This window comes from Nocardioides perillae (genome assembly GCF_013409425.1).
Lineage (GTDB): Bacteria > Actinomycetota > Actinomycetes > Propionibacteriales > Nocardioidaceae > Nocardioides > Nocardioides perillae.
In genome coordinates this window covers 3,345,568-3,366,914 of sequence record NZ_JACCAC010000001.1, presented here as the reverse complement: position 1 = coordinate 3,366,914, position 21,347 = coordinate 3,345,568, and the positions used below count along the sequence as shown (strand labels likewise).

The following is a 21,347-nucleotide window of genomic DNA, read 5'->3' as shown; positions in this document are numbered from 1 at the left end:
GCCGGGTCACACCGGCGTGCCCGCGGCTGGTTCAATGTGCGCCGTGAGCCGCGCCCCTCGCCCCCGTGCCGCCCTGTCCCGTGCCGGCCTGTCCTGTGCTGGCCTGTCCCGCCTGGCCGCGCCCGTCGCCGGCGCCCTGGGCGCGGCCGTCCTGCTGGCGGGCTGTGCCGGCCTGCAGCCCGGCGCGGCGGTGGTCGTCGGCGACGAGGTGGTCACCGAGGACACGCTCAGCGAGGCCTCCGAGGCGCTGTGCACCTACTTCGAGCCGCAGCTCGAGCAGCAGCAGCAGGCCGTCCCGCTGCTGGAGGTGCGCCGCTCCGCGGCCGTGCTGCTCGCCCTGCGCTCGGCCGTCGAGCAGCTCGCCGAGGAGTACGACGCGTCCCCCACGAGCGACTTCAACCGCGAGGTCGTGCGGTTGCGCGGCCTGGCCGAGACGCTGCCCGAGGACGAGCGCGAGGCCTTCGTCGAGGTGCAGTCGGCCCAGGTCTACGTGCCGACGACGCTGAGCGAGATCGGCTCGGCGGTGTTGGGCGACGAGCAGGCCGACCTCACGGTGCGCACCGCCGCCGGGCTCCGCGAGCTCGCCGACTTCCTGCGGGAGTCCGAGGTGGAGTTCTCCCCGAGCATCGGCATGCGCGTCGAGGTGGCGGAGATCCCCGAGGAGCCGACGCTCGAGGACGTCAACGCCCTCATCGGCGGCTTCTTCCAGCCCACCGACACGTCCGCGTCGGTGCCGGTCACCGACCTCGCGGTCGCCGCCGACGGCGACGCCGGCCAGGCCGCGGCCGCGCTGCCGGCCGAGCAGCGCTGCGGGTGAGCGAGCCCGGCGCCGCCCCGGCCCCGCTCGCCGAGCTGGTCGCGGTGATGCGCCGGCTGCGCGCCGAGTGCGGCTGGAAGTCCGCCCAGACCCACCGGTCGCTGGCGCGCTACCTCCTCGAGGAGGCGCACGAGGCGCTCGAGGCGATCGACGTCGTCGCCGAGACCGGGGACGCCGCGCCGCTGCGGGAGGAGCTCGGCGACGTGCTGCTGCAGGTCTGCTTCCACGCCGCGGTCGCGGAGGAGCGCGGCGACTTCGACCTCGACGACGTGGCAGCGGGCCTCGTCGCCAAGCTGCGACGGCGCAACCCGCACGTCTTCGCCGCCGACGGCCCGGCCCCCGCCGACGCCCGCGCGGTCAACGAGCTGTGGGAGTCGGTCAAGGCGGCCGAGAAGCCGCGCGCCTCACTCGTCGACGGGCTGCCGCCCACGCTCCCCGCGCTGCTCCTCGCCGACAAGGTGCTCGACCGGCTGGCGCGGCGCGAGGGTGCGCCGCCGGCCGCCGACGACCTCGCCCCGGGCACCCCCGAGGCCGAGGTCGCGGCGCGCGCGGTGGGCGACGACCTGCTCGCGGTGCTGGCCGGTGCCCGGGGCTCCGGGGTCGACCCCGAGCAGGCGCTGCGCGACGCCGTACGCCGTCTGCTGGCGGCTCGCGACCCCCTCGCGGTGGCCTCCGATCCACCGACCGACGGGGAGGCCGGGGCGGCGCCGAGGCGCCGGTAGGGTGACGCGCGGACCAGCCGACCCCCACCCCAGGAGCACCATGGCCGCCATCGACGCAGTCGCCGCCCGCGAGATCCTCGACTCCCGCGGCAACCCCACGGTCGAGGTCGAGGTGCTCCTCGACGACGGCACGCTCGCCCGCGCGGCGGTGCCCAGCGGTGCCTCCACCGGCGCCTTCGAGGCGGTCGAGCTGCGCGACGGCGGCGAGCGCTACGCCGGCAAGGGCGTGCAGCAGGCGGTCGACGCGGTCGTCGAGCAGATCGCCCCGGTGGTGCTCGGCCTCGACGCCGACGACCAGCGCCTGGTCGACCAGGCCATGCTGCAGGCCGACGGCACCGCCAACAAGGCGACGCTCGGCGCCAACGCGGTGCTCGGCGTCTCGCTCGCCGTCGCCCGGGCGGCCGCCGAGTCGGCGGGCCTCCCGCTCTACCGCTACGTCGGCGGCCCCAACGCCCACGTGCTGCCCGTGCCGATGATGAACATCCTCAACGGCGGCGCCCACGCCGACACCAACGTCGACGTGCAGGAGTTCATGGTCGCCCCGATCGGCGCCCCGACCTTCCGCGAGGCGCTGCGCCAGGGCGCGGAGGTCTACCACGCGCTCAAGTCGGTGCTGAAGGGCCGCGGCCTGGCGACCGGCGTCGGCGACGAGGGCGGCTTCGCGCCCGACCTGGCCTCCAACCGCGCGGCGCTCGACCTCATCGCCGAGGCGGTCTCGCAGGCCGGGCTCACGCTGGGCAAGGACGTCGTGCTCGCGCTCGACGTCGCGGCCACCGAGTTCTGCGAGGGCGGCACCTACACCTTCGAGGGCTCGCAGCGCACGGCCGAGCAGATGACGGCCTACTACGCCGAGCTCGTCGACGCCTACCCGATCGTCTCCATCGAGGACCCCCTCGACGAGGACGACTGGGAGGGCTGGAAGGCGATCACCGACCAGCTCGGCTCGCGCACCCAGCTCGTCGGCGACGACCTCTTCGTGACCAACGTGGAGCGGCTGCAGCGCGGCATCACCGGCGGCCAGGCCAACGCGCTGCTGGTGAAGGTCAACCAGATCGGCTCGCTCACCGAGACCCTCGACTCGGTCGACCTCGCCCACCGCAACGGCTTCCGCTGCATGATGAGCCACCGCTCCGGCGAGACCGAGGACACCACGATCGCCGACCTCGCCGTGGCGACCAACTGCGGCCAGATCAAGACCGGCGCGCCCGCCCGCTCCGAGCGCGTCGCGAAGTACAACCAGCTGCTGCGCATCGAGGAGGAGCTCGGCGACGCCGCCCGCTACGCCGGTGCGGCCGCGTTCCCGCGGTTCGGCGGCTGAAGCAGGCAGGATGGGTCCCCGGCGCCGGTGCGGCGCCGGGGACCGCCACGTCACGAGGGGCAGCGGGGAGGCTGAGATGGCGCAGGGGCGCACACCGGGCGGCCGACCCGCCGGACCGGGGCGACGGCCCGCGTCGCGACCCGACCCGCGACCCAGCGCGCGAGGCGGCCGGCCGGCGCGCGGGCGCGCCTCGGGCGGCTCGAGCGCGTCGGCGCGTGAGCGTGCGCTGCGCGGGGCGGAGCGCGCACGAGGCGCGGCCGCCGCGGCGCGCCGTCGGCCGCGGCTGACCGGCCGGGCCGTCGTGCTCGTGCTGGTGCTCGGGCTGCTCGCGGTCTCCTACGCCTCCTCCATGCGCGCCTTCCTCGACCAGCGCGCGCGCATCGGGGACCTCAAGAGCGCCATCGCCGAGCGCCAGGCCGACATCGACCGGCTCGAGCGCGAGAAGCGCCGCTGGCAGGACCCCGAGTTCGTGCAGGGGCAGGCGCGCAAGCGCTTCGGCTACCTCGAGCCCGGGGAGACCGGCTACCAGGTGATCGACGTCGACGGCGAGCCTCTCGAGCCCAGCTCGGAGCTCTCCGACCCCGACCAGGTCGTGCCCGAGCCGACGCCCACCGCCTGGTGGGAGACCGCCTGGGCCTCGGTCGAGCTGGCGGGCGACCCGCCGCGCGAGCGCACGCCCGCCGCGCGCCTCGACGCCCCGGCCGAGGACCTCGGTGGCGACCCCGCGGGAGGCGGGCGGTGAGCGAGCACCCCGCCGGCGGGCCGTCCGGCGTCCCGGCGACGCCCCGCGACGAGGCCGCGGTCGCCGCGCAGCTGGGCCGCGAGCCCCGCGCGATCGCGGCCGTGGGCCACCGCTGCCCCTGCGGCAACCCCGACGTCGTCACCACCGCGCCGCGCCTCCCGGGCGGCACGCCCTTTCCGACGACCTACTACCTCACCTGCCCGCGCGCGGCGTCGCGCATCGGCACGCTCGAGGGTGGCGGGCTGATGCGCGAGATGCAGCAGCGGCTCGCCGACGACGACGAGCTCGCCGCGGCGTACGCCCGGGCGCACCAGCGCTACCTCGAGGCCCGCGACGCGCTGGCCGCCGAGCACGGCCAGGACGTCCCGGAGATCGCGGGCATCTCGGCCGGCGGCATGCCCGACCGCGTGAAGTGCCTGCACGTCCTCGCCGGGCAGGCGCTCGCACAGGGCGCGGGCGTCAACCCGCTCGGCGACGAGGTGCTCGCGCGCATCGGGCCCTGGTGGGAGGCCGGGCCGTGCGTGGAGGCGGGCGCCGGGGGTGTCGAGGGTGCCGGAGCCGTCGATGACGTCGAGGACGTCGCGGGCGGGGCCGGACTGGCGTGAGCAGGGCGCGGGTCGCCGCGGTCGACTGCGGCACCAACACCGTCAAGCTGCTCGTCGGCGAGGTGGTCGACGGCGCGCTGGTCGAGCTGGCACGCGAGTCGCGCATGGTGCGGCTCGGGCAGGGCGTCGACCGCACCGGGCGCCTCGACGAGGCAGCCCTGGCGCGCGCCTTCGCCGCCCTCGACGAGTACGCCGACCTGCTGCGGCACCACGACGTCGCCCGGGTGCGCTTCTGCGCGACGTCGGCGACGCGGGACGCCGCGAACGCCGACGTCTTCACGGCGGGGGTGCGCGCGCGCCTCGGCGTCGAGCCGGAGGTGCTGCCGGGTGCCGCCGAGGCGGCGCTGTCCTTCGCGGGCGCGGTGCGGCACCTGCACGAGCGGCCGGACGGACCCGTGCTCGTCGTCGACATCGGGGGCGGCTCGACGGAGCTGGTGCTCGGCCGCGCCGGCGGGGCGGGGGAGGCGGGTGCCGTCACCCACGCGCGCAGCGCCGACGTCGGGTCGGTGCGGCTGCACGAGCGGCTGCTGCACGACGACCCCGCGACGCCGGAGCAGGTCGCCGCGTGCCGGGCGGCGGTCGACGCCGCGCTCGACGAGGTGGTCGCCTCGGTCGGTGCCGGGGGAGGGGACGTCGACGGCGAGCGGGTGCCCGTGACCGACGCGGTCGCGCTGGTCGGCGTGGCGGGCACGGTGACCACGGTGGCGGCGCACGTGCTGGGGCTGTCCTCCTACGACCGGCGGGCGATCGACCAGTCGGTCGTCGCCACCGGTGACGTGCTGGCCGCGGTGGACGAGCTGGTCGCGATGAGCGCTGAGCAGCGGCGGCAGCTGCCCTACGTCCACCCCGGTCGGGCCGACGTGCTCGACGCGGGCGCCCTCGTGCTCGGCCAGGTCGTGCGCCGGGTCGGGCTGCCGACGCTGACCGTCAGCGAGGCGGACATCCTGGACGGCATCGCGTGGTCGCTGGTCGACGCGTGAGCCGCGTGCCGGACGACCGGCTGCTCCCGCACCCGCTCGTCGGCGGGGCGTTCCCCTCACCCGTCGCCCCGGGCAGCGGGTGGCCCGGCGACGCCGCCGACGCGACGACGCCGGTGGCGACGACGGCGGCCGGGGTGCGGCGTACTGCCGCGCGGGCCGGCGGCCTCGACGGGCCGGCGGGCCTCGACGCCGCGGTCTCGGTGTGCCGGGCCTGCCCCCGGCTCGTGCGGTGGCGCGAGGACGTCGCCGCGACGAAGCGCGCCTCCTTCGCCGACCAGCCCTACTGGGGTCGCCCGGTGCCCGGGTGGGGCCCGACCGATGCCCGCCTGCTCGTGGTCGGCCTCGCGCCTGCCGCCAACGGCGCCAACCGGACGGGCCGCAACTTCACGGGCGACTCCTCGGGCGACTGGCTCTACGCGTCGCTGCACCGCGTCGGGCTGGCCGCGCTGCCGACGTCCACCCACGCCGGCGACGGCCAGGAGCTGCGCGGCACGCGGATGGTCGCCGCGGTGCGCTGCGCGCCGCCCGACAACGAGCCGACGCCGGGCGAGCGCGACACCTGCGCACCCTGGCTGCACGCCGAGCTGGCCCTGCTGGCCCCGACCGTGCGCGTGGTGGTCGCCCTCGGTGCCTTCGGGTGGGCGGCCGCGCTCCGTGGCCTCGCCGGCGCGGGTTTCGCCGTCCCCTCGCCGCGGCCGCGCTTCGGGCACGCGGTCGAGGTGCCGCTGCCCGCACCCCCGGGTGCGGCGCTGCCCGCGGTGCCCCTGCTCGGCTGCTACCACCCGAGCCTGCACAACACCGCCACGCGGCGCTTGACCGCCTCGATGCTCGACGACGTGCTCGGGCGCGCGGCCGCGCTCGCGGGCCTGACCTGAGCGACAGCGCCCGAGTGGCCCGCCTAGGCTCGCGCACGTGGCTCGGGCTGACGAGGTGGCGTCGTGGGACGCCGAGGCGGCTGCGTTCGACGAGCCCGCTGACCACGGGCTCCGCGACCCTGCCGTGCGCGACGCCTGGCGCGAGCTGCGGGTCCCGTGGCTGCCCGCGCCTCCGGCGCGCGTCGCCGACCTGGGGTGCGGCACCGGGACCCTGTCGGTGCTGCTCGCCGAGGCCGGGCACGTGGTGAGCGGCCTCGACTTCTCTCTGCGCATGCTCGAGCTCGCCGAGCGCAAGGCGGCGGGCCTGCCGGGCGTCACGTTCAGCGAGGGGGACGCCTCCGAGCCGCCCCTCGAGGCGGCGGCCCACGACGTCGTCCTCTCCCGCCACGTGCTGTGGGCCATGCCCGACCCGGCCGTGGCCCTGCGCCGGTGGCTGCGGCTGCTCGCGCCCGGCGGCCGGCTGCTGCTCGTCGAGGGCTGGTGGAGCAACGGTGCGGGGATCCCGGCGGAGCGCGCCGCGGCGCTCGTCGAGGCCGCGGGACGCCCGGTCGAGCTCCACCGACTCACCGACGCCCGCTACTGGGGACGTGCGATCGAGGACGACCGCTACCTCCTCGTGAGCGCGGACCCGGCGACCACCGTCTGACCGCGCCCAGGCCGTACGGTGTGGCCCGCGCCCCCGTGCCCCAACTGGCAGAGGGAGCCGCCTTAAAAGCGGCCAGCTGTGGGTTCGAGTCCCACCGGGGGCACGGCGCCCGCCGCCGAGGGGGCGGGTGTCGAGCCACGCCCTTGGCCGCTACCCGGTGGTCACGCGGGGCCGCCGCCACGTCGGTGGTCGAGCAGGGCCCGCCGGGGCGTAGCCGACCCCCGCACCCGGGCGCCCACGCTGTTCGGGCAGCACGACGAGCCCGACACCCCGGAGGTGGGGTGCGGGCTGTCGTCGAACGGATGGCTGAGGAGGACCGGACGCCCCTGTTCGTTGGTCGAGCAGGGCCGCGAGGCCCGTGTCGAGACCCGGTGACGTACGCGCGTGTGGTCAGTCCGCGGGTGCGGGCGGCCCGGTGTCGTCGTGGTGCGGCGGGTCGCCGTCGCGTGGCGGCCCGGTGTCACACTCCTGTGCCGGACCAGAGCCGGGCGGCGGCCCGGTATTGCAGGCCCGGCCCGAGTCCGGGGGCGCTGGTCCAGCATCGGGTGGTCCGGGGTTGTGGGCGAGGGGTCCGTCGAGGGGTCGGGTGCCGGTGTGGTCGCGCAGGTAGTGCGCCCCGTGCGGTGACTTCCACAGCCATGCGCCGGCACCGGCTGGTGTGAGGGTCCACCTGGTGGCGGCGTGGCCGTGGGTCTTCAACCGGTGGTGCGGACGGCACAGCGGCGCGATGTTGCAGGAACAGGTCGGCCCGCCCGCGGGCCCAATGGTTGCCTCGCCCGCCTCGCCCGCCTCGCCCGCCGCGTCCGCTTCGCCAGCACGGTCGACCGGGTTGTAGGGGACGGCGTGGTCGTGGTCGCACCTGCGTGCGGCGCGGCCGCACCACGGGAACACGCACGTCAGGTGGGTCAGAGCCGTCTGGTGGGCCAGGCGTCGTGGGACTTCGTAGGCCTCGGTGTGCACGGCCTCGTTCAGGTCGAGCACCGGCAGCACCGTCACCTGGGGTGCGACCCCGTCGATCCCGGCGGTGGTGAGCCAGTCGCGGATCGCGGTCGCGGTCACCGGGGCGCGGGTCTCCTCGACCCGTCCCACCGCCCCGTCCCCCGCCCGTAGCCGGCCGCGGGACATCGAGGTGCGCAGCACCGCGTCGGACAGGTGGAGGTGGAGCAGGTAGCGCCGTTGCCGACGGCCCGCAGATCGACCCGGCTGCGAACCCGACCCTGCTGTGTCGGTGCCGGGGGTCTCGACACGCTCGCCAGGGCTCGCTGCTCGACCACCGTCCACGGTCACCAGGTCGAGGGTGGCTTGCGCGGACACGCCGTCGGAGCCCCGTACGACGAGGTTGAGCAGGGCTTGCGCCGACAGTGGTCCCGGCTCGGCGGTGGCGCCGAGGGCACGCAGCCGCTGCTTCTCCTCCGTGACGGCGTCGTGGATGGTGATCCCGTCGGGCAGGTCGAAACACCCTGTGGCGTCCACCGTCCCGGTCAAGTCATCGCCGGGGCGGTCGTCGAGGTGGACGTCGAAGCGGCGCTGCTCGCGTGCCTCGGCGTGGGCGAGCTCGGCCTCGTCGGGCATGAACCGCGCGAGTGCTTCGGCGACGAGGCGTTCGAGGGTGGTGGCGCCGATGGTCTGCGCCACGGGCGTCACGTGGCGGTCCACCCACCCGGCTGCTTCGGGGGTGAGGCCCTTGCCGAGGACCATGCGGGCGACGAGGCGGGCACGCCACCCGTCCACCCGATGCGCCTGCACCGCGTCCCACAATCGGGGCAGGAGGTGGCGGCACACGAGTGCTTGGCCGAGGTAGGCGGCACCCGAGGTGGTGGAACGCCCCAGCCGGGTCGCGAACTCCGCGACCGCGAACTCCGTCACCGAAGGCGCATAGGCGCCGGCGATGGGCAGCGCGGTGTCGCCGTACGTCCCGGCCACCGTCGCCGCATCTAGCGCGTCGGCGGGGTGCAGGTCCGCCCACGCACACGCAGCCCGCATCAGCTCCGCGTCGACCACGCGGGCGTCTGCGACCAGCGCGCCGGCACGGTCGAGCACCGCGATCGCGGTGTCGAGCTCGGGTGCCGGGCTGGTGGTCATGAGAGGAGTCAAGCAGCCACCACCGACATTGATGATGGTCAAGCGCCCTGACCGTCGTGCCTCTGCCGCCGACTGTCGCCCTGCTGGGTTGACCATCAATTGGTCTGGCCGGCGGTCAGGGTCCAACGCTCGTCGGCCGGGCGGACATGACCTAATAAGAGCCTGGCAAGCGCCTCATCAATGTCCTGTCTGCCGCCCGACCGACGTCGACCTACCGAATCGACGCGGAAGGCAGATCCATCATGACAGCGACCCGACCCGAGGCAACCCAGGTCCTCGGCGGTGCGGACACCCATGCCGACACCATCCACGTCGCAGCGATCGACGCCCTGGGCCGCGACCTGGGCGACCGCGAGTTCCCCACCACACCGACCGGCTACCGCGACGCCCTCGCGTTCCTGGTCGCCTTCGGTGCGCTGACAGTGATCGGGATCGAGGGGACAAGCTCTTATGGCGCCGGCCTCACCCGCGCGGCCCAAGCAGCCGGGATCGCCGTGCGCGAGGTCATCCGCCCCGAGCGGTCGGTGCGACGCCTGCAGGGCAAGTCCGACCCCATCGACGCCTACCAGGCCGCCCGCGCCGTGCTGTCCCAGCGGGCCGCGGCAGCACCCAAGGACGAACACACCGAGGCCATCCGGGCGCTGAACAACGCCCGCCGATCCGCGGTCAAGGCCCGCACCGCGGCGATGAACCAGATCCACCACATGCTCATCACCGCACCCACCCTCGTGCGGGAGAAGTACCGCCCACTGAAGGAGAAAGCGCTGGTCAACGCGCTCGCAGCCTGCCGCCCCAGCACCAAGGACCCGACCAGCCACGGCGTGCTGACCGCGTTGAAGACCCTGGCTCGGCGCCACCAGTTCCTCACCGAGCAAGCCGACGACCTCCACCAGCAGATCCGCGACCTGGCCCAAGCAGCGAACCCCCACCTGATGTCGCTGCGCGGCGTCGGCCCGGCCACCGCAGCCCAACTACTGATCACCGCCGGCGGGAACCCCGAACGGCTGCGTAGCGAAGCCTCCTTCGCCGCCCTGTGCGGCACCGCGCCCGTCCCGGCCTCATCCGGGAAGACCACCCGTCACCGGCTTTCGCGCGGCGGCGATCGAGCCGCGAACTGCGCGCTGCACACCATCGCGCTGGTCCGGATGACCTCCGACCCCCGCACCCGCGCCTACGTCCGCACCCAACGAGACCGCGGCCGCGACCACGCCGAGATCACCCGTCTGCTCAAGCGCGCGATCGCACGCGAGGTCTACCGATCCCTCACCCGGGGCCTGGCCGCCCCCGAGCTCACCGACCTGCGACCCGCGCGACAGGCCAAGAACATCACCCTCACTGCGGCCGCCAAAGCCCTCGGCACCTACCCCAGCAAAATCGTCCGAACCGAACTCGGCACCTACCCCGACTGCGACCTCGCCGACCGCTACCGTCAATGGCTACTCGCCGCTTGACAGCCATAGGAGCATCACTCACCGCCGGCTCGGATCCGGCTGTGGACAACGGATCCTGGCCGTCGATCTGTGCACGACCAATGGCCCGCAGCCCGCCTGGACTCCGGTCTCGCGACGGCCCTGGCGGGGCCCCCTCGACCACCCGAACGCCCCAGCGCGTGACCCCTCGACGCGAGCGCAGCGCGCGACCCCTCGACGCGAGCGCAGCGCGCGACCCCTCGACCCGAGCCCAGCGCGCGACCCCTCGACGGGTGAGCAGCGCGCGACCCCTCGACCGAAGCGCAGCGCGCGACCCCTCGACGAGAGCGCAGCGCGTGACCCCTCGGCGAGTGCGCAGCGCGCGACCCCTCGGCGGATGAGCAGCGCGCGACCCCTCGACGCGAGCCCAGCGCGCGACCCCTCGACACGAGCGCAACGCCCGACCCCTCGGCGAGAGCGCGGCGTGCTCGCTCGACCACCGAGGGCGGGTCTCGACTCGCCCGCTCGCGGGCCGGCCGACCGGCAGGAGCTCGCTGCCCCCACCGCCACCGGCGACCGGCGACCGGCGACCCGCGACCAGTGCGGTCACAGGAGACTCTCAGGGACGGCGGGGCGGGAGCGGGAACACCGGCCCCCGGCTGATCGTTGACGTGGACGTGGGACCTGAGAGGATCGGGACCACCGAGCCGTCAGGTCGACGGCCGACCAGGCCTCGAGGAGAGACCAGAGCCATGCAGAGCAACAACCCGGTGTTCCGCCGCTCGGCCGAGTTCAACGGGTCGAGCGCGCAGCAGTACCCCACCTACCCCGGCTACCCCCAGGGTGGCCAGGCCACCGTGGGCGCGCCGTACGGCAACCCCTCGCAGTGGGACGTCGCCCAGGGCGGCTCCCAGGGCGGCTTCGGCGGCCCCACGGGCTACGCCGAGCCTGCCGCCCGGATGACGATCGACAGCGTGGTGCAGAAGACCGCGTTCTCCGTCGGCACCGTCGTGCTGGTCGCGATGGCGACCTGGGTGCTGACCCCCGACCTGTCCGACGCCAACCCTGGTGGCCTCTTCACCGCGGTGCTGGTCGGCTCGCTCGGCGCCTTCGCGCTGTCGATGGTCAACTCGTTCAAGCGCGTCATCTCGCCGGCGCTGGTGATGGCCTTCGCCGTGCTCGAGGGCGTCGCGCTGGGCGCGCTGAGCAAGATCTTCGAGGGCCAGTTCGGCGGCGGCATCGTCGCCCCGGCGGTCTTCGGCACGTTCGCGGCCTTCGCGGGCACGCTCGCGGCCTACAAGGTCTTCGACATCACCGTGACCGACAAGTTCCGCCGCGGCGTCATGGCGGCCGTCTTCGGCATGGTCGCGCTGTCGCTGATGGAGCTCGTGCTCGGCTTCTTCGGCAACTCGTTCGGCCTGTTCGGCTTCGGCGGCCTCGGCCTGGTCTTCTCGCTGGCCGGTCTGGCGCTCGGCATCTTCATGCTGATCCTCGACTTCGACTTCGTCGAGCAGGGCGTCCGCCACGGGCTGCCCGAGCGCGAGTCGTGGCGCGCCGCCTTCGCGATGACGGTGAGCCTCGTCTGGATCTACACCAACCTGCTCCGCATCATGGCGATCTTCAGCCAGGACTGACGCGGAGCACTCGGCGGCCGTCGGAGCGGTCGCCCAGCCCCCACAGCGCAGAGGCCCCGGACCTGCTGGTCCGGGGCCTCTGCCGTGTCCGCAGGTCGGTGCGCGAGTGCCTCAGGCGCCCGCGGCCTCCTCCGTCACGGTGCCGGGGTCCGGCACGAGCCCGCCGTCCGCAGCCACGGCCCCGTCCGGCCCGGCCTCGTCTGCCTCGGACTTCTCCGGCGACTCCGCGTCGCCGTCGACACGGCGTCGGCGGTGGCGCAGCTCGACCCACAGCCCGCGTACGCCGCGGCGCGCGCCCGCGACCTCGGTGCCGTCGAGCTCGGTGCCGGGGGTGCGCACCGCCTCGAGGGCCGCCGCGGTGATCGGCAGGACGCCCTCGCCGCGGAAGGCCTCGGGACGCAGCTCGTCGTCGGGCAGCAGGTCGAGCGCGGCCAGCGTCGAGGGCAGCAGCACGCCGGCGAGCTTGCGGTAGCCGTCGGCGGAGGGGTGGAAGCGGTCGGGCCCGAAGAGCAGCGCGGGGGCGGCGTCGAACTCCGGACCGAGGATGGAGCCGAGCGACACGGTGCGGCCGCCGGCCTCGAGGACGGCGATGGTCTGCGCCGCGGCGAGACGACGCGAGTAGGCCCGGGCGAACTGCTTGAGCGGCGGCGCGATGGGCTTGATCGTGCCGAGGTCGGGGCAGGTGCCGACGACGACCGCGACCCCCGCCTCGATGAGCCGCGTGACGCCCTCGGTGAGGTCGGCGACCGACTGGCGCGGCAGCACGCTGTGGGTGACGTCGTTGGCGCCGATCATCACGACGGCGACGTCGGGCTCGACCACGAGCGCGCGGTCGACCTGCGCGGCGAGGTCGGAGGTCTGGGCGCCCACGACGGCGAGGGAGCGGAGGTAGACGCGCCGGTCGCCGTGCACGGCGATCCCGGAGGCCAGCAGCGCGCCAGGGGTCTCCTCGACCCGCTCGACGCCGTAGCCGGCCGCGCTGGAGTCGCCGAGGAGCACGACCTTGACGGCCGGGCCCGGCCGGTGGCGGCCGTACCACCCCGTCGCGTCGGGCGGCGGCTCGTCGCGCGGCTCGCCGATGGCGCGGCGCGCGAGCTGCGCCTCGACCTTCATGACACCGAAGAGGCCCGCGCCGACGGCGGTGAGCCCGCCCCCGCCGAAGGCAGCCGCGGACGCCAGCTTGCGTGCTGCTGCTGCCTTCCCCACGTCCTCCACCCTAGTGGCGGCTCCGCCGGAGGGGTGACGACGGCCTAGCCTGGCGACGTGGACTACGTGAACTCCGTCATCGACCTCATCGGCGACACCCCGCTGGTGCGGCTGCGTCGGACCCTCGACCTGGCACCCCGGGGCGACGGCGACGACCAGGGCCCCCTCGTGCTCGCCAAGGTCGAGTACCTCAACCCCGGCGGCAGCGTGAAGGACCGCATCGCCACCCGGATGATCGAGGCCGCCGAGGCCTCCGGTGCCCTGCAGCCCGGCGGCACCATCGTGGAGCCGACCTCGGGCAACACCGGCGTCGGCCTGGCGATGGTCGCGCAGGAGAAGGGCTACAGGTGCGTCTTCGTGTGCCCCGACAAGGTCAGCGAGGACAAGCGCAACGTCCTCAAGGCCTACGGCGCGGAGGTCGTGGTCTGCCCGACCGCCGTCGCCCCGGAGCACCCGGACTCCTACTACAACGTGTCCGACCGGCTGGCCTCGCAGCCCGGCGCGTGGAAGCCCGACCAGTACTCCAACCCCCACAACCCCCGCTCGCACTACGAGACCACCGGTCCCGAGATCTGGCGCCAGACCGAGGGCCGCATCACGCACTTCGTCACCGGCATGGGCACCGGCGGCACCATCAGCGGCGTCGGTCGCTACCTCAAGGAGCAGAACCCCGCGGTGCAGGTCATCGGGGCCGACCCGGCCGGCTCGGTCTACTCCGGCGGCACCGGCCGGCCCTACCTCGTCGAGGGCGTCGGCGAGGACTTCTGGCCGGAGACCTACGACCGCACCGTGGCCGACCGCGTCATCGAGGTCTCCGACGCCGACTCCTTCGCCTTCACCCGTCGCCTCGCCCGGGAGGAGGCCCTGCTGGTCGGGGGCTCCTGCGGCATGGCGGCGTACGCCGCGCGGCAGGTCGCCCACGAGCTCGCCGGCACCCCCGAGGGCCGCGACGCCGTGGTGGTCGTGCTGCTGCCCGACTCCGGCCGCGGCTACCTCTCCAAGATCTTCAGCGACGACTGGCTGGCGTCCTACGGCTTCGCCACGACTTCGGGCGACGAGGGCACCCGCACGGTCGGCGAGGTGCTGCGCGGCAAGAGCGGGCGACTGCCCGACCTCGTCCACACGCACCCGAGCGAGACCATCGCCGAGGCGGTCCACATCCTCCAGGAGTACGGCGTGTCCCAGATGCCCGTCGTGCGCGCCGAGCCGCCGGTGGTCGCCGCCGAGGTCGCCGGGTCGGTCTCCGAGCGGGCCCTCCTCGACGCCCTCTTCGCCGGCTCCGCCCGACTCGCCGACCCCGTCGAGGACCACATGTCGCCGCCGCTGCCCACGATCGGGTCGAGTGAGGCGGCCCGCGACGCGGTGCCGATGCTCGAGCGCGCCGACGCCGTGCTCGTGCACGAGGAAGGCAAGCCGGTCGGCGTGCTCACGCGGCAGGACCTGCTGGCGTTCCTGACCCGCGACTGACGGAGGGCGCCTGCGCCGACGCCCGGCTCCGGGCACCGACGTCACACCCGTCCCACCCGTCCGGGGTGGTCCACCCGGACGGGTGACCGTGCTTCGGTAGGAGGTCCCGGGCGTCCCGATCGCCCGGGTGGGGTCGCCGCAGGGGTCCGGTGCCCCACGGAGGTGCGTGCGTCGTGTGGGAGTTCGTGCAGGAGCGCCAGGACCTGATCTGGTTCAACGCGCTGCAGCACCTCAACCTGGTCGCGCAGGCCGTGCTGCTCGGCACCGTCGTCGCCGTCGGCCTCGCCGTGCTCGCGATGCGTGTGCCGGCGCTGCAGGGGGTGCTCAACGCGCTGAGCGCGATCGGCCTGACCGTCCCCGGCTTCGCGCTCGTCGGCCTGATGCTGGCGCTGACGGCATCCAGCCGATCTCGGCGTTCGTCGCGGTCGCCTTCTACGCCGTGCTCCCGATCCTGCGCAACGCCGTCGTCGGGCTGCGCGAGGTCGACCCGACCCTGCTGGAGTCGGCGCGCGGCATGGGCATGGGCGCGGCCGCCGTGCTGTGGCGGGTGCGGTTGCCGCTGGCGTGGCCGGTCATCCTCGCCGGGATCCGCACCTCCACCCAGATGACGATGGGCATCGCGGCGATCGCCGCGTTCATCCTCGGCCCCGGCCTGGGCGGCTTCATCTTCACCGGCCTGGGCCAGATCGGCGGCGCCAACGCCCTCGACTACGCCCTCGTCGGGACCATCGGCATCGTCGTCGTCGCGCTCCTCGCCGACGCCCTGCTCCTGCTGCTCGGGCGGCTCACCACCTCGAAGGGGATCACCGGATGACGAGCACGAGCACCACGTCGAGCACCACGGGCACCGGAGCGGGGGCCAGGGAGGACGCCGGCCGGCCCGGCGTCAGCGGGGCCGAGATCCGGCTCGAGCAGGTGACGAAGCGCTACCCGGGCCAGCAGTCACCGGCCGTCGACTCGCTCTCCTTGACCGTGCCGGCGGGCGAGATCGTCGTGCTCGTCGGTCCGTCGGGCTGCGGCAAGACCACCTCGCTCAAGATGGTCAACCGCCTCATCGAGCCGACCTCGGGCACCATCCTCATCGACGGCGCCGACGTGCGGCAGCGCTCCGCCGACGCGCTGCGGCGCGAGGTCGGCTACGTCATCCAGGGCGGCAGCCTCTTCCCCCACATGACGGTCGAGAAGAACGTCTCGCTCGTCCCGAAGATGCTGGGGTGGGACAAGCGCCGCACCGCCGAGCGGGTCACCGAGCTGCTCGACCTGGTGGGCCTCGACCCCGACCGCTACCGCGGTCGCTACCCCCGCGAGCTCTCCGGCGGGCAGCAGCAGCGCGTGGGCGTCGCGCGCGGCCTGGCCGCCGACCCGCCGGTCGTGCTGATGGACGAGCCCTTCGGTGCCGTCGACCCGATCACGCGCCAGCGGCTGCAGGACGAGCTGCTCAGCATCCAGCGCGAGCTGCGCAAGACGATCCTCATCGTCACCCACGACATCGACGAGGCGATCAAGCTCGGCGACCGCATCGTCATCCTGCGCGAGGGCGGCCACGTCGCCCAGTACGACACCCCCGAGGTCGTGCTCGCCTCGCCGGCGGACGACTTCGTGAGCGACTTCGTGGGCTCCGGCTCCACGCTCAAGCAGCTCTCGCTGGCCCGGGTCGACGACGTCGACCTGCGCCAGCAGACGACCGCCCGCATCGGGGAGTCCACGGCTGACGTGCGGCGCCGTGCCGAAGCCGCGGGCGACCGCACGGTCGTCGTCCTCGACGACCGCGATCGCCCGCGCGGCTGGCCGTGGCTGCGGCAGCTGCACGGCGAGACCGTCGTGGAGCCGACCGGCGACCTGCTGACCGTCGACCAGCGCGCCACGCTCAACGACGCGCTCGACACCATGCTCTCGAGCAGTCACGGGGCCGCCGTGGTCACCGGGGATCGCGACCGGTTCCTCGGGGTGGTCGACTTCCACGCCGTCACCGACCACGTGCGCGCCCTCGAGGAGCAGGCCGAGCGGCACGCGGGGGAGACCGCGTGAGCGCCACGACCACGGCGCCCTCGGCCGCCGGGCCGGCCCCGGCCCCCGCCGCCCCCGACGCCGGCCCCGGCCCGTCCCCGGGGCGCCGGCGCCTCGACCGCGAGACGCGGCTGCTGCTCGTGCTGCCGCCCCTGCTGGTGGCTGCGGGCTTCGGCGCCTTCGCGCTGTGGCGCCAGAGCGCCGACCTCGACTCGGTCGAGCAGAGCGCGCTGGCCTGGCGCGCGATCACCACGGCGACCTGGGAGCACGTCCGCATCACCGCCGCCGTCGGCGTGGCGGTCGTGGTGACGGCCGTTCCGCTCGGGATCCTCGTGACCCGGCCACGCTTCCGCCGCGCCGCTCCGCTGGTGGTGGGCGTCGCCAACGCCGGCCAGGCGGCCCCGTCGATCGGGCTCGTCGTGCTGCTCGCGATCTGGCTGGGCTTCGGCTTCTGGACCGGCGTGCTCGCCGTCGCGCTCTACGGCCTGCTCCCGGTGCTGCGCAACACCATCACCGGGCTGGAGGGCGTCGACCGCACGCTGGTCGAGGCCGGGCGCGGCATGGGCATGTCGCCGCTCGCCGTCCTGGCCCGGGTCGAGCTGCCGCTGGCGCTCCCCGTGGTCATGGCGGGCATCCGCACCTCGCTGGTCCTGGCGGTCGGCACCGCCACGCTCGTGACCTTCATCGCAGCCGGCGGGCTCGGCGGCCTCATCACCACCGGCGTCAACCTCTTCCGCCCCGAGCTCACCGTGGCGGGCGCCGTGCTCGTCGCCCTCCTCGCCCTGCTCGTGGAGTGGCTCGGGCGGCTCGCCGAGGTCCTGCTCTCCCCGCGGGGGCTGTGATGCGCGCGCGCACCCGTCGTACCCGTGCCGTCGCCGGCCTCGCCGCCCTGCTCGCGCTCGCGCTGCCCACCGGCTGCGGGCTGGCCACCGCCGGCGGCATCGTGCCGGAGGCCGAGCTCGCCGGCCCGCTCGACGACCTCGCCGGCGAGCTCGAGGGCGCCGACATCGCCGTGGGGTCGAAGAACTTCTCCGAGAACATCCTGCTCGGCAAGATCGTGCTGATCCTCTTCAGGGCCGCCGGCGCCGAGGTCACCGACCTCACCAACATCCCGGGCAGCAACTCCGCCCGGCAGGCGCACCTGCAGGGCCAGGTCGACGCGATGTGGGAGTACACCGGCACCGCCTGGATCTCCTACCTCGGGCGCGACGAGCCCGTGAAGGGCGAGCAGGAGCAGTACGCCGCCGTGGCCGAGGCCGACCTCGAGGAGAACGACCTCGTGTGGCTGCCGCCGACCCCGGCGAACAACACCTACGGCTTCGCGGTGACTCAGGAGACCCAGGAGCGCTACGGCATCACGAAGCTCTCGCAGCTCTCCGAGGTGCCGGCGCCGGAGCGCACCTTCTGCGTCGAGTCGGAGTTCCAGAACCGGCCCGACGGCCTGCCCGGCATGCTCCGGACCTACGACGTGCCGCTCGGCCAGGCCACGCCCCGGGAGAACATCCAGGTCTACCAGACCGGCGCGATCTACGCCGCGACCGCGCAGGGGGAGTGCGCCTTCGGCGAGGTGTTCACCACCGACGGCCGCATCCTGGCCCTCGACCTCGCGGTCCTGGAGGACGACCGCTCCTACTTCCCGAACTACAACATCTCCCTCGTGGTGCGCGAGCCGGTGCTCGAGCAGCACCCGGCCATCGCCGACCTCGTGGAGCCGGTGGCCGCGCAGCTGACCGACGAGGTGCTGCTCGAGCTCAACGCGCAGATCGACGTGGAGGGCCGCGAGCCGGTCGCGGTGGCCGAGGAGTGGTTGCGGCAGGAGGGCTTCGTGGAGTGAGCGGCCCGCCGGACGCCGCGCTGGCCGCCTCCGGTGGCTGGCCGGACCCGGCCACCGCCGTCGTCCGCGCCGGCGGCGGGCCCCCCGGGCCCCGGCTATGCTCCGGCTCGTGCAGAAGCCGCTGAGGGTCGCGATCTCCAACGACTACGAGGTCGTGGTGCGCGGGCTCGCGGCCATGCTGGAGCCCTTCGCCGAGCGCGTCTCCGTCGTCGAGCTCGACAGCAGGATGCCGGTGCTGAGCGACGTCGACGTCGTCCTCTACGACTCCTTCAGCCAGCCGCAGGGCGACCGGATGGAGCTCAGCCGGCTCACCCGTGGGGGCGCCGCGGTGGTGGTCTACTCGTGGAACGCCCAGCCCGAGCTCGTGCAGGACGCGCTGCGGCGCGGTGCCCAGGGCTACCTCACCAAGAGCCTCCCCGCCGACGTCGTCGTCGAGGCCCTCGAGCGGGTCGCCCGCGGCGAGGTGGTCACCGAGACGGGCGTGGAGGCCGACCCGGCGCCCCGCGAGCACGAGTGGCCCGGTCGCGAGGCCGGCCTGACCGAGCGCGAGTCGGAGATCGTGACGCTGCTCGCCCAGGGCCTGTCCAACCAGGAGATCGCCGACAAGGCCTTCCTCTCCATCAACTCCGTGAAGACCTACATCCGCACGGCCTACAAGAAGATGGGCGTCGTGCGCCGCAGCCAGGCCGTGCGGTGGGCCATCGCCCACGGCTTCCTGCCCGACCACCTGCGCATCCTCGGGCCCGGCGACGACGAGCGCTCGGCCTGACGTGGGGGCCTGAGGTGGGGGATCCCACCACCGAGGTCGTCCTGCTGCTCGGCCTCGCGGCCCTCGCGGCCGGCTTCGTCGACGCCGTGGTCGGCGGCGGCGGGCTGATCCAGCTGCCCGCCCTGCTCATCGGGCTGCCCGGAGCCTCGCCGGTGCAGCTGCTCGCCACCAACAAGCTGGCCTCGGTGTGCGGCACGACCGTGAGCGCCGCGACGTACTGGAACCGGGTGCGTCCCGACCCGCGCACCTTCGGCCCGCTGATGCTCCTCGCCTTCGTCGGCTCGGCCCTCGGTGCGCTGGTCGCCTCGCTCATCCCGCGCTCCGCCTTCGACCCCATCGTCCTGGTCGTGCTGGTGCTCGTCGGGGCCTACGTGCTCTTCAAGCCCTCGATCGGCGCCGTCACCCGGCTGCGCTTCGCGGGCCGGCGCCACGCCGCGGTCGCCATGGCGACGGGGCTGCTGATCGGCTTCTACGACGGCGCGCTCGGGCCCGGCACCGGCTCCTTCTTCGTCTTCACCCTCGTCGGGCTCCTGGGCTACGCCTTCCTGGAGGCCTCCGCGAAGGCGCGGCTGGCCAACTGGGCCACCAACGTCGCCGCGCTGGTGGTCTTCGTGCCGCAGGGCGCGGTGCTGTGGGGCGTCGGCCTGCTCATGGGGGCCGCCAACGTGCTGGGGGCGTACGCCGGGGCGCGCCTGGCGGTGCACCACGGCGGCGGCTTCGTGCGCGTCTTCTTCGTCCTGGTCGTGGGTGCCTTCATCGTGAAGATCGGCGCCGACGTCCTCGGGAGGCTGTGAGGTGGCGCGGCTCGACCAGCGCCTCGACCGCTTCCAGCAGCGCGTGCCGCTGGTGGGGGTGCCGCTCGCGGTCGTCTACAAGTACTTCGACGACCAGGGCAACTACCTCGCCGCGGCGCTGACCTACTACGCCTTCATCGCGATCTTCCCGCTGCTGCTGCTCTCCAGCTCGATCCTCGGCTTCGTGCTGCAGGGCGACCCCCGCCTCGAGGAGCGGGTGCTCGACTCGGCGCTGAGCCAGTTCCCGATCGTCGGCGACCAGCTCGGCCGCCCCGACGGGCTGCAGGGCTCGACCGCGGCCATCGTCGTGGGCGGGCTGGCCGCGCTCTACGGCTCCCTCGGCCTCGGGCAGTCGCTGCAGAACGCCATGAACGTCGCCTGGTCGGTGCCGCGCAACAGCCGCCCCAACCCGGTGCTGCTGCGGCTGAAGAGCCTGCTGCTGCTCATCACCGCGGGCGTCGCGGTGCTCTCGCTCACCGTCTTCTCCGCGCTGAGCGCCGCGACCGACCTGCTCGACGACCGCCTGGACGGCACCGCGCGGCTGCTGGTGCAGCTCGGCGCGCTGCTCGCGCTCGCGGCGATGCTCACCGTGTTCTTCCGCTTCGCCGCCGCCCGCCAGCACCCGTGGGTGGCCGCGGTGCCGGGGGCGCTCACCGTCGCGGTCCTGTGGCAGGCCCTGCAGTACCTCGGCGCGCTCTACGCCACCCGGGTCATCGCGGCGACCACCGACGTGAACGGCACCTTCGCGCTCGTCCTCGGGCTGATCGGCATCATCTACCTCGCCGCGGCCATGGCGGTGCTCGGCATGGAGGTCAACGTCGTCCTGGCGCGACGGCTGTGGCCGCGGGCGCTGCTGACGCCGTTCACCGACGCCGTCGAGCTCACCGACGCCGACCGACGCGCCTACGCGCTCTACGCCCGCGCGCAGCGGCACAAGGGCTTCGAGACCGTCACGGTGAGCTTCGACGAGCGCGCCCGCGCGCGCCCGCCCGCAGGCCCGTCCGAGGAGCCCGCTCAGGAGCCGTCGAGGTAGACCCACCGCCCGCCGCGCCGCACGAAGCGGCTGCGCTCACGCAGCCGTCCGGGGCCTGCGGGTGAGTCCCAGCGCGCCTCGAACTCCACCACGCCCTCCTCGTCGTCGACGCCGCCCGCGACGGTGTCGAGCACGGTCAGCCCGGTCCACCGCAGGCCGCGGTCGGTGGTGACGTCGGTCGGGCGGGTCCGCGGGTGCCAGGTGCGGAAGAGGTGGTCGGCCTCGCCCCGGGCGTAGGCGCTGTAGCGCGAGCGCATCAGCTCCTCCGCGGTCGCCGCCGGGCGGGAGCCGCGGTGCAGCGGGCCGCAGCAGGCGTCGTACGCCGCGGGGCGGCCGCACGGGCAGGCGGCGGGCGCGAAGGGGTCCCCGGGGGAGCGGTCGGTGGGCGAGGGGTCGGGCACCCCTCG

The 21,347-nt window shown here is 74.6% G+C and carries 21 protein-coding genes and 1 tRNA gene; 19 read left to right on the top strand and 3 right to left on the bottom strand.

Annotation, left to right across the window (positions count from 1 at the left end):
- The first annotated feature begins 43 nt into the window (after window positions 1-43).
- The 9 genes from BJ989_RS15870 (at window position 44) to BJ989_RS15830 (ending at window position 6,808) form a co-directional block, all read left to right on the top strand.
- The gene (locus BJ989_RS15870) at window positions 44-817 is read left to right on the top strand and encodes a hypothetical protein (RefSeq protein WP_179519034.1); all 774 of its coding nucleotides are present in this window, start codon (window positions 44-46) and stop codon (window positions 815-817) included.
- Entirely contained in the window at window positions 814-1,539 is a 726-nt protein-coding gene (locus BJ989_RS15865) for a MazG nucleotide pyrophosphohydrolase domain-containing protein (protein WP_343049433.1), read from the top strand. Before BJ989_RS15870 ends, BJ989_RS15865 begins: the two co-directional genes overlap by 4 nt.
- Before the next feature lie 40 nt (window positions 1,540-1,579).
- The gene (gene eno / locus BJ989_RS15860; RefSeq protein WP_179519033.1) at window positions 1,580-2,857 is read left to right on the top strand and encodes a phosphopyruvate hydratase; all 1,278 of its coding nucleotides are present in this window, start codon (window positions 1,580-1,582) and stop codon (window positions 2,855-2,857) included.
- A gap of 301 nt (window positions 2,858-3,158) precedes the next feature.
- Window positions 3,159-3,599, top strand: coding sequence for an FtsB family cell division protein (locus BJ989_RS17920; protein ID WP_343049432.1), 441 nt, complete (start codon window positions 3,159-3,161; stop codon window positions 3,597-3,599).
- Entirely contained in the window at window positions 3,596-4,204 is a 609-nt protein-coding gene (locus BJ989_RS15850) for a DUF501 domain-containing protein (protein ID WP_179519031.1), read from the top strand. Before BJ989_RS17920 ends, BJ989_RS15850 begins: the two co-directional genes overlap by 4 nt.
- Window positions 4,201-5,184, top strand: a complete 984-nt coding sequence (locus tag BJ989_RS15845) for a Ppx/GppA phosphatase family protein (RefSeq protein WP_179519030.1) — start codon at window positions 4,201-4,203, stop codon at window positions 5,182-5,184. Before BJ989_RS15850 ends, BJ989_RS15845 begins: the two co-directional genes overlap by 4 nt.
- Entirely contained in the window at window positions 5,181-6,059 is an 879-nt protein-coding gene (locus tag BJ989_RS15840) for a uracil-DNA glycosylase (RefSeq protein ID WP_343049431.1), read from the top strand. Before BJ989_RS15845 ends, BJ989_RS15840 begins: the two co-directional genes overlap by 4 nt.
- 37 nt (window positions 6,060-6,096) lie before the next feature.
- Entirely contained in the window at window positions 6,097-6,705 is a 609-nt protein-coding gene (locus tag BJ989_RS15835; protein WP_179519029.1) for a methyltransferase domain-containing protein, read from the top strand.
- Window positions 6,706-6,734: 29 nt separating this feature from the next.
- A tRNA-Leu gene (locus BJ989_RS15830) sits at window positions 6,735-6,808 on the top strand.
- Between the two features lie 287 nt (window positions 6,809-7,095).
- Here the strand turns inward: BJ989_RS15830 and BJ989_RS15825 are convergent.
- Window positions 7,096-8,787: a hypothetical protein gene (locus BJ989_RS15825; protein WP_179519028.1), complete on the bottom strand. Its 1,692-nt coding sequence runs from the start codon at window positions 8,785-8,787 to the stop codon at window positions 7,096-7,098.
- A gap of 242 nt (window positions 8,788-9,029) precedes the next feature.
- Here BJ989_RS15825 and BJ989_RS15820 point away from each other — a divergent pair, with 242 nt between their 5' ends.
- Both BJ989_RS15820 and BJ989_RS15815 read left to right on the top strand, forming a co-directional pair.
- Complete coding sequence (locus tag BJ989_RS15820; RefSeq protein ID WP_179519027.1) at window positions 9,030-10,238, top strand: IS110 family RNA-guided transposase; 1,209 nt, start codon at window positions 9,030-9,032, stop codon at window positions 10,236-10,238.
- Window positions 10,239-10,948: 710 nt separating this feature from the next.
- On the top strand, window positions 10,949-11,830 hold the full coding sequence (locus BJ989_RS15815) for a Bax inhibitor-1/YccA family protein (RefSeq protein WP_179519026.1): 882 nt from the start codon (window positions 10,949-10,951) through the stop codon (window positions 11,828-11,830).
- Between the two features lie 111 nt (window positions 11,831-11,941).
- On the opposite strand, the gene BJ989_RS15810 is transcribed toward BJ989_RS15815, so the two are convergent.
- Window positions 11,942-13,036, bottom strand: a complete 1,095-nt coding sequence (locus tag BJ989_RS15810) for a GDSL-type esterase/lipase family protein (RefSeq protein ID WP_179519025.1) — start codon at window positions 13,034-13,036, stop codon at window positions 11,942-11,944.
- A gap of 66 nt (window positions 13,037-13,102) precedes the next feature.
- On the opposite strand from BJ989_RS15810, the gene BJ989_RS15805 reads away from it, so the two are divergent.
- The 8 genes from BJ989_RS15805 (at window position 13,103) to BJ989_RS15770 (ending at window position 20,940) form a co-directional block, all read left to right on the top strand.
- Window positions 13,103-14,503: a cystathionine beta-synthase gene (locus tag BJ989_RS15805; RefSeq protein WP_425490019.1), complete on the top strand. Its 1,401-nt coding sequence runs from the start codon at window positions 13,103-13,105 to the stop codon at window positions 14,501-14,503.
- A gap of 439 nt (window positions 14,504-14,942) precedes the next feature.
- Window positions 14,943-15,317: an ABC transporter permease gene (locus BJ989_RS17915; protein WP_343049429.1), complete on the top strand. Its 375-nt coding sequence runs from the start codon at window positions 14,943-14,945 to the stop codon at window positions 15,315-15,317.
- Entirely contained in the window at window positions 15,314-16,531 is a 1,218-nt protein-coding gene (locus BJ989_RS15795; RefSeq protein WP_179519023.1) for an ABC transporter ATP-binding protein, read from the top strand. The genes BJ989_RS17915 and BJ989_RS15795 overlap by 4 nt, the downstream gene beginning before the upstream one ends.
- Window positions 16,528-17,352: an ABC transporter permease subunit gene (locus BJ989_RS15790; RefSeq protein WP_179519022.1), complete on the top strand. Its 825-nt coding sequence runs from the start codon at window positions 16,528-16,530 to the stop codon at window positions 17,350-17,352. The genes BJ989_RS15795 and BJ989_RS15790 overlap by 4 nt, the downstream gene beginning before the upstream one ends.
- Entirely contained in the window at window positions 17,352-18,344 is a 993-nt protein-coding gene (locus BJ989_RS15785; protein WP_179519021.1) for a glycine betaine ABC transporter substrate-binding protein, read from the top strand. Before BJ989_RS15790 ends, BJ989_RS15785 begins: the two co-directional genes overlap by 1 nt.
- A 109-nt stretch (window positions 18,345-18,453) precedes the next feature.
- Window positions 18,454-19,113: a response regulator transcription factor gene (locus BJ989_RS15780; protein ID WP_343049428.1), complete on the top strand. Its 660-nt coding sequence runs from the start codon at window positions 18,454-18,456 to the stop codon at window positions 19,111-19,113.
- A gap of 14 nt (window positions 19,114-19,127) precedes the next feature.
- The gene (locus BJ989_RS15775) at window positions 19,128-19,907 is read left to right on the top strand and encodes a TSUP family transporter (RefSeq protein ID WP_179519019.1); all 780 of its coding nucleotides are present in this window, start codon (window positions 19,128-19,130) and stop codon (window positions 19,905-19,907) included.
- Between the two features lies 1 nt (window position 19,908).
- Window positions 19,909-20,940 carry a YhjD/YihY/BrkB family envelope integrity protein gene (locus BJ989_RS15770; protein ID WP_179519018.1) on the top strand — a complete coding sequence of 344 codons (1,032 nt, stop codon included), beginning with the start codon at window positions 19,909-19,911 and terminating at the stop codon, window positions 20,938-20,940.
- Here the strand turns inward: BJ989_RS15770 and BJ989_RS15765 are convergent.
- Window positions 20,922-21,341, bottom strand: coding sequence for a YchJ family protein (locus BJ989_RS15765; protein ID WP_343049427.1), 420 nt, complete (start codon window positions 21,339-21,341; stop codon window positions 20,922-20,924). The two genes, BJ989_RS15770 and BJ989_RS15765, sit on opposite strands and share 19 nt — an antisense overlap.
- Window positions 21,342-21,347 lie beyond the last annotated feature (6 nt).

Excerpts from the sequence above, each read along its gene's own strand:
- eno (WP_179519033.1), top strand. The coding sequence starts at position 1,580 with ATGGCCGCCATCGACGCAGTCGCCGCCCGCGAGATCCTCGACTCCCGC.
- BJ989_RS15825 (WP_179519028.1), bottom strand. The coding sequence starts at position 8,787 with ATGACCACCAGCCCGGCACCCGAGCTCGACACCGCGATCGCGGTGCTC.
- BJ989_RS15820 (WP_179519027.1), top strand. The coding sequence starts at position 9,030 with ATGACAGCGACCCGACCCGAGGCAACCCAGGTCCTCGGCGGTGCGGAC.
- BJ989_RS15815 (WP_179519026.1), top strand. The coding sequence starts at position 10,949 with ATGCAGAGCAACAACCCGGTGTTCCGCCGCTCGGCCGAGTTCAACGGG.
- BJ989_RS15795 (WP_179519023.1), top strand. The coding sequence starts at position 15,314 with ATGACGAGCACGAGCACCACGTCGAGCACCACGGGCACCGGAGCGGGG.
- BJ989_RS15785 (WP_179519021.1), top strand. The coding sequence starts at position 17,352 with ATGCGCGCGCGCACCCGTCGTACCCGTGCCGTCGCCGGCCTCGCCGCC.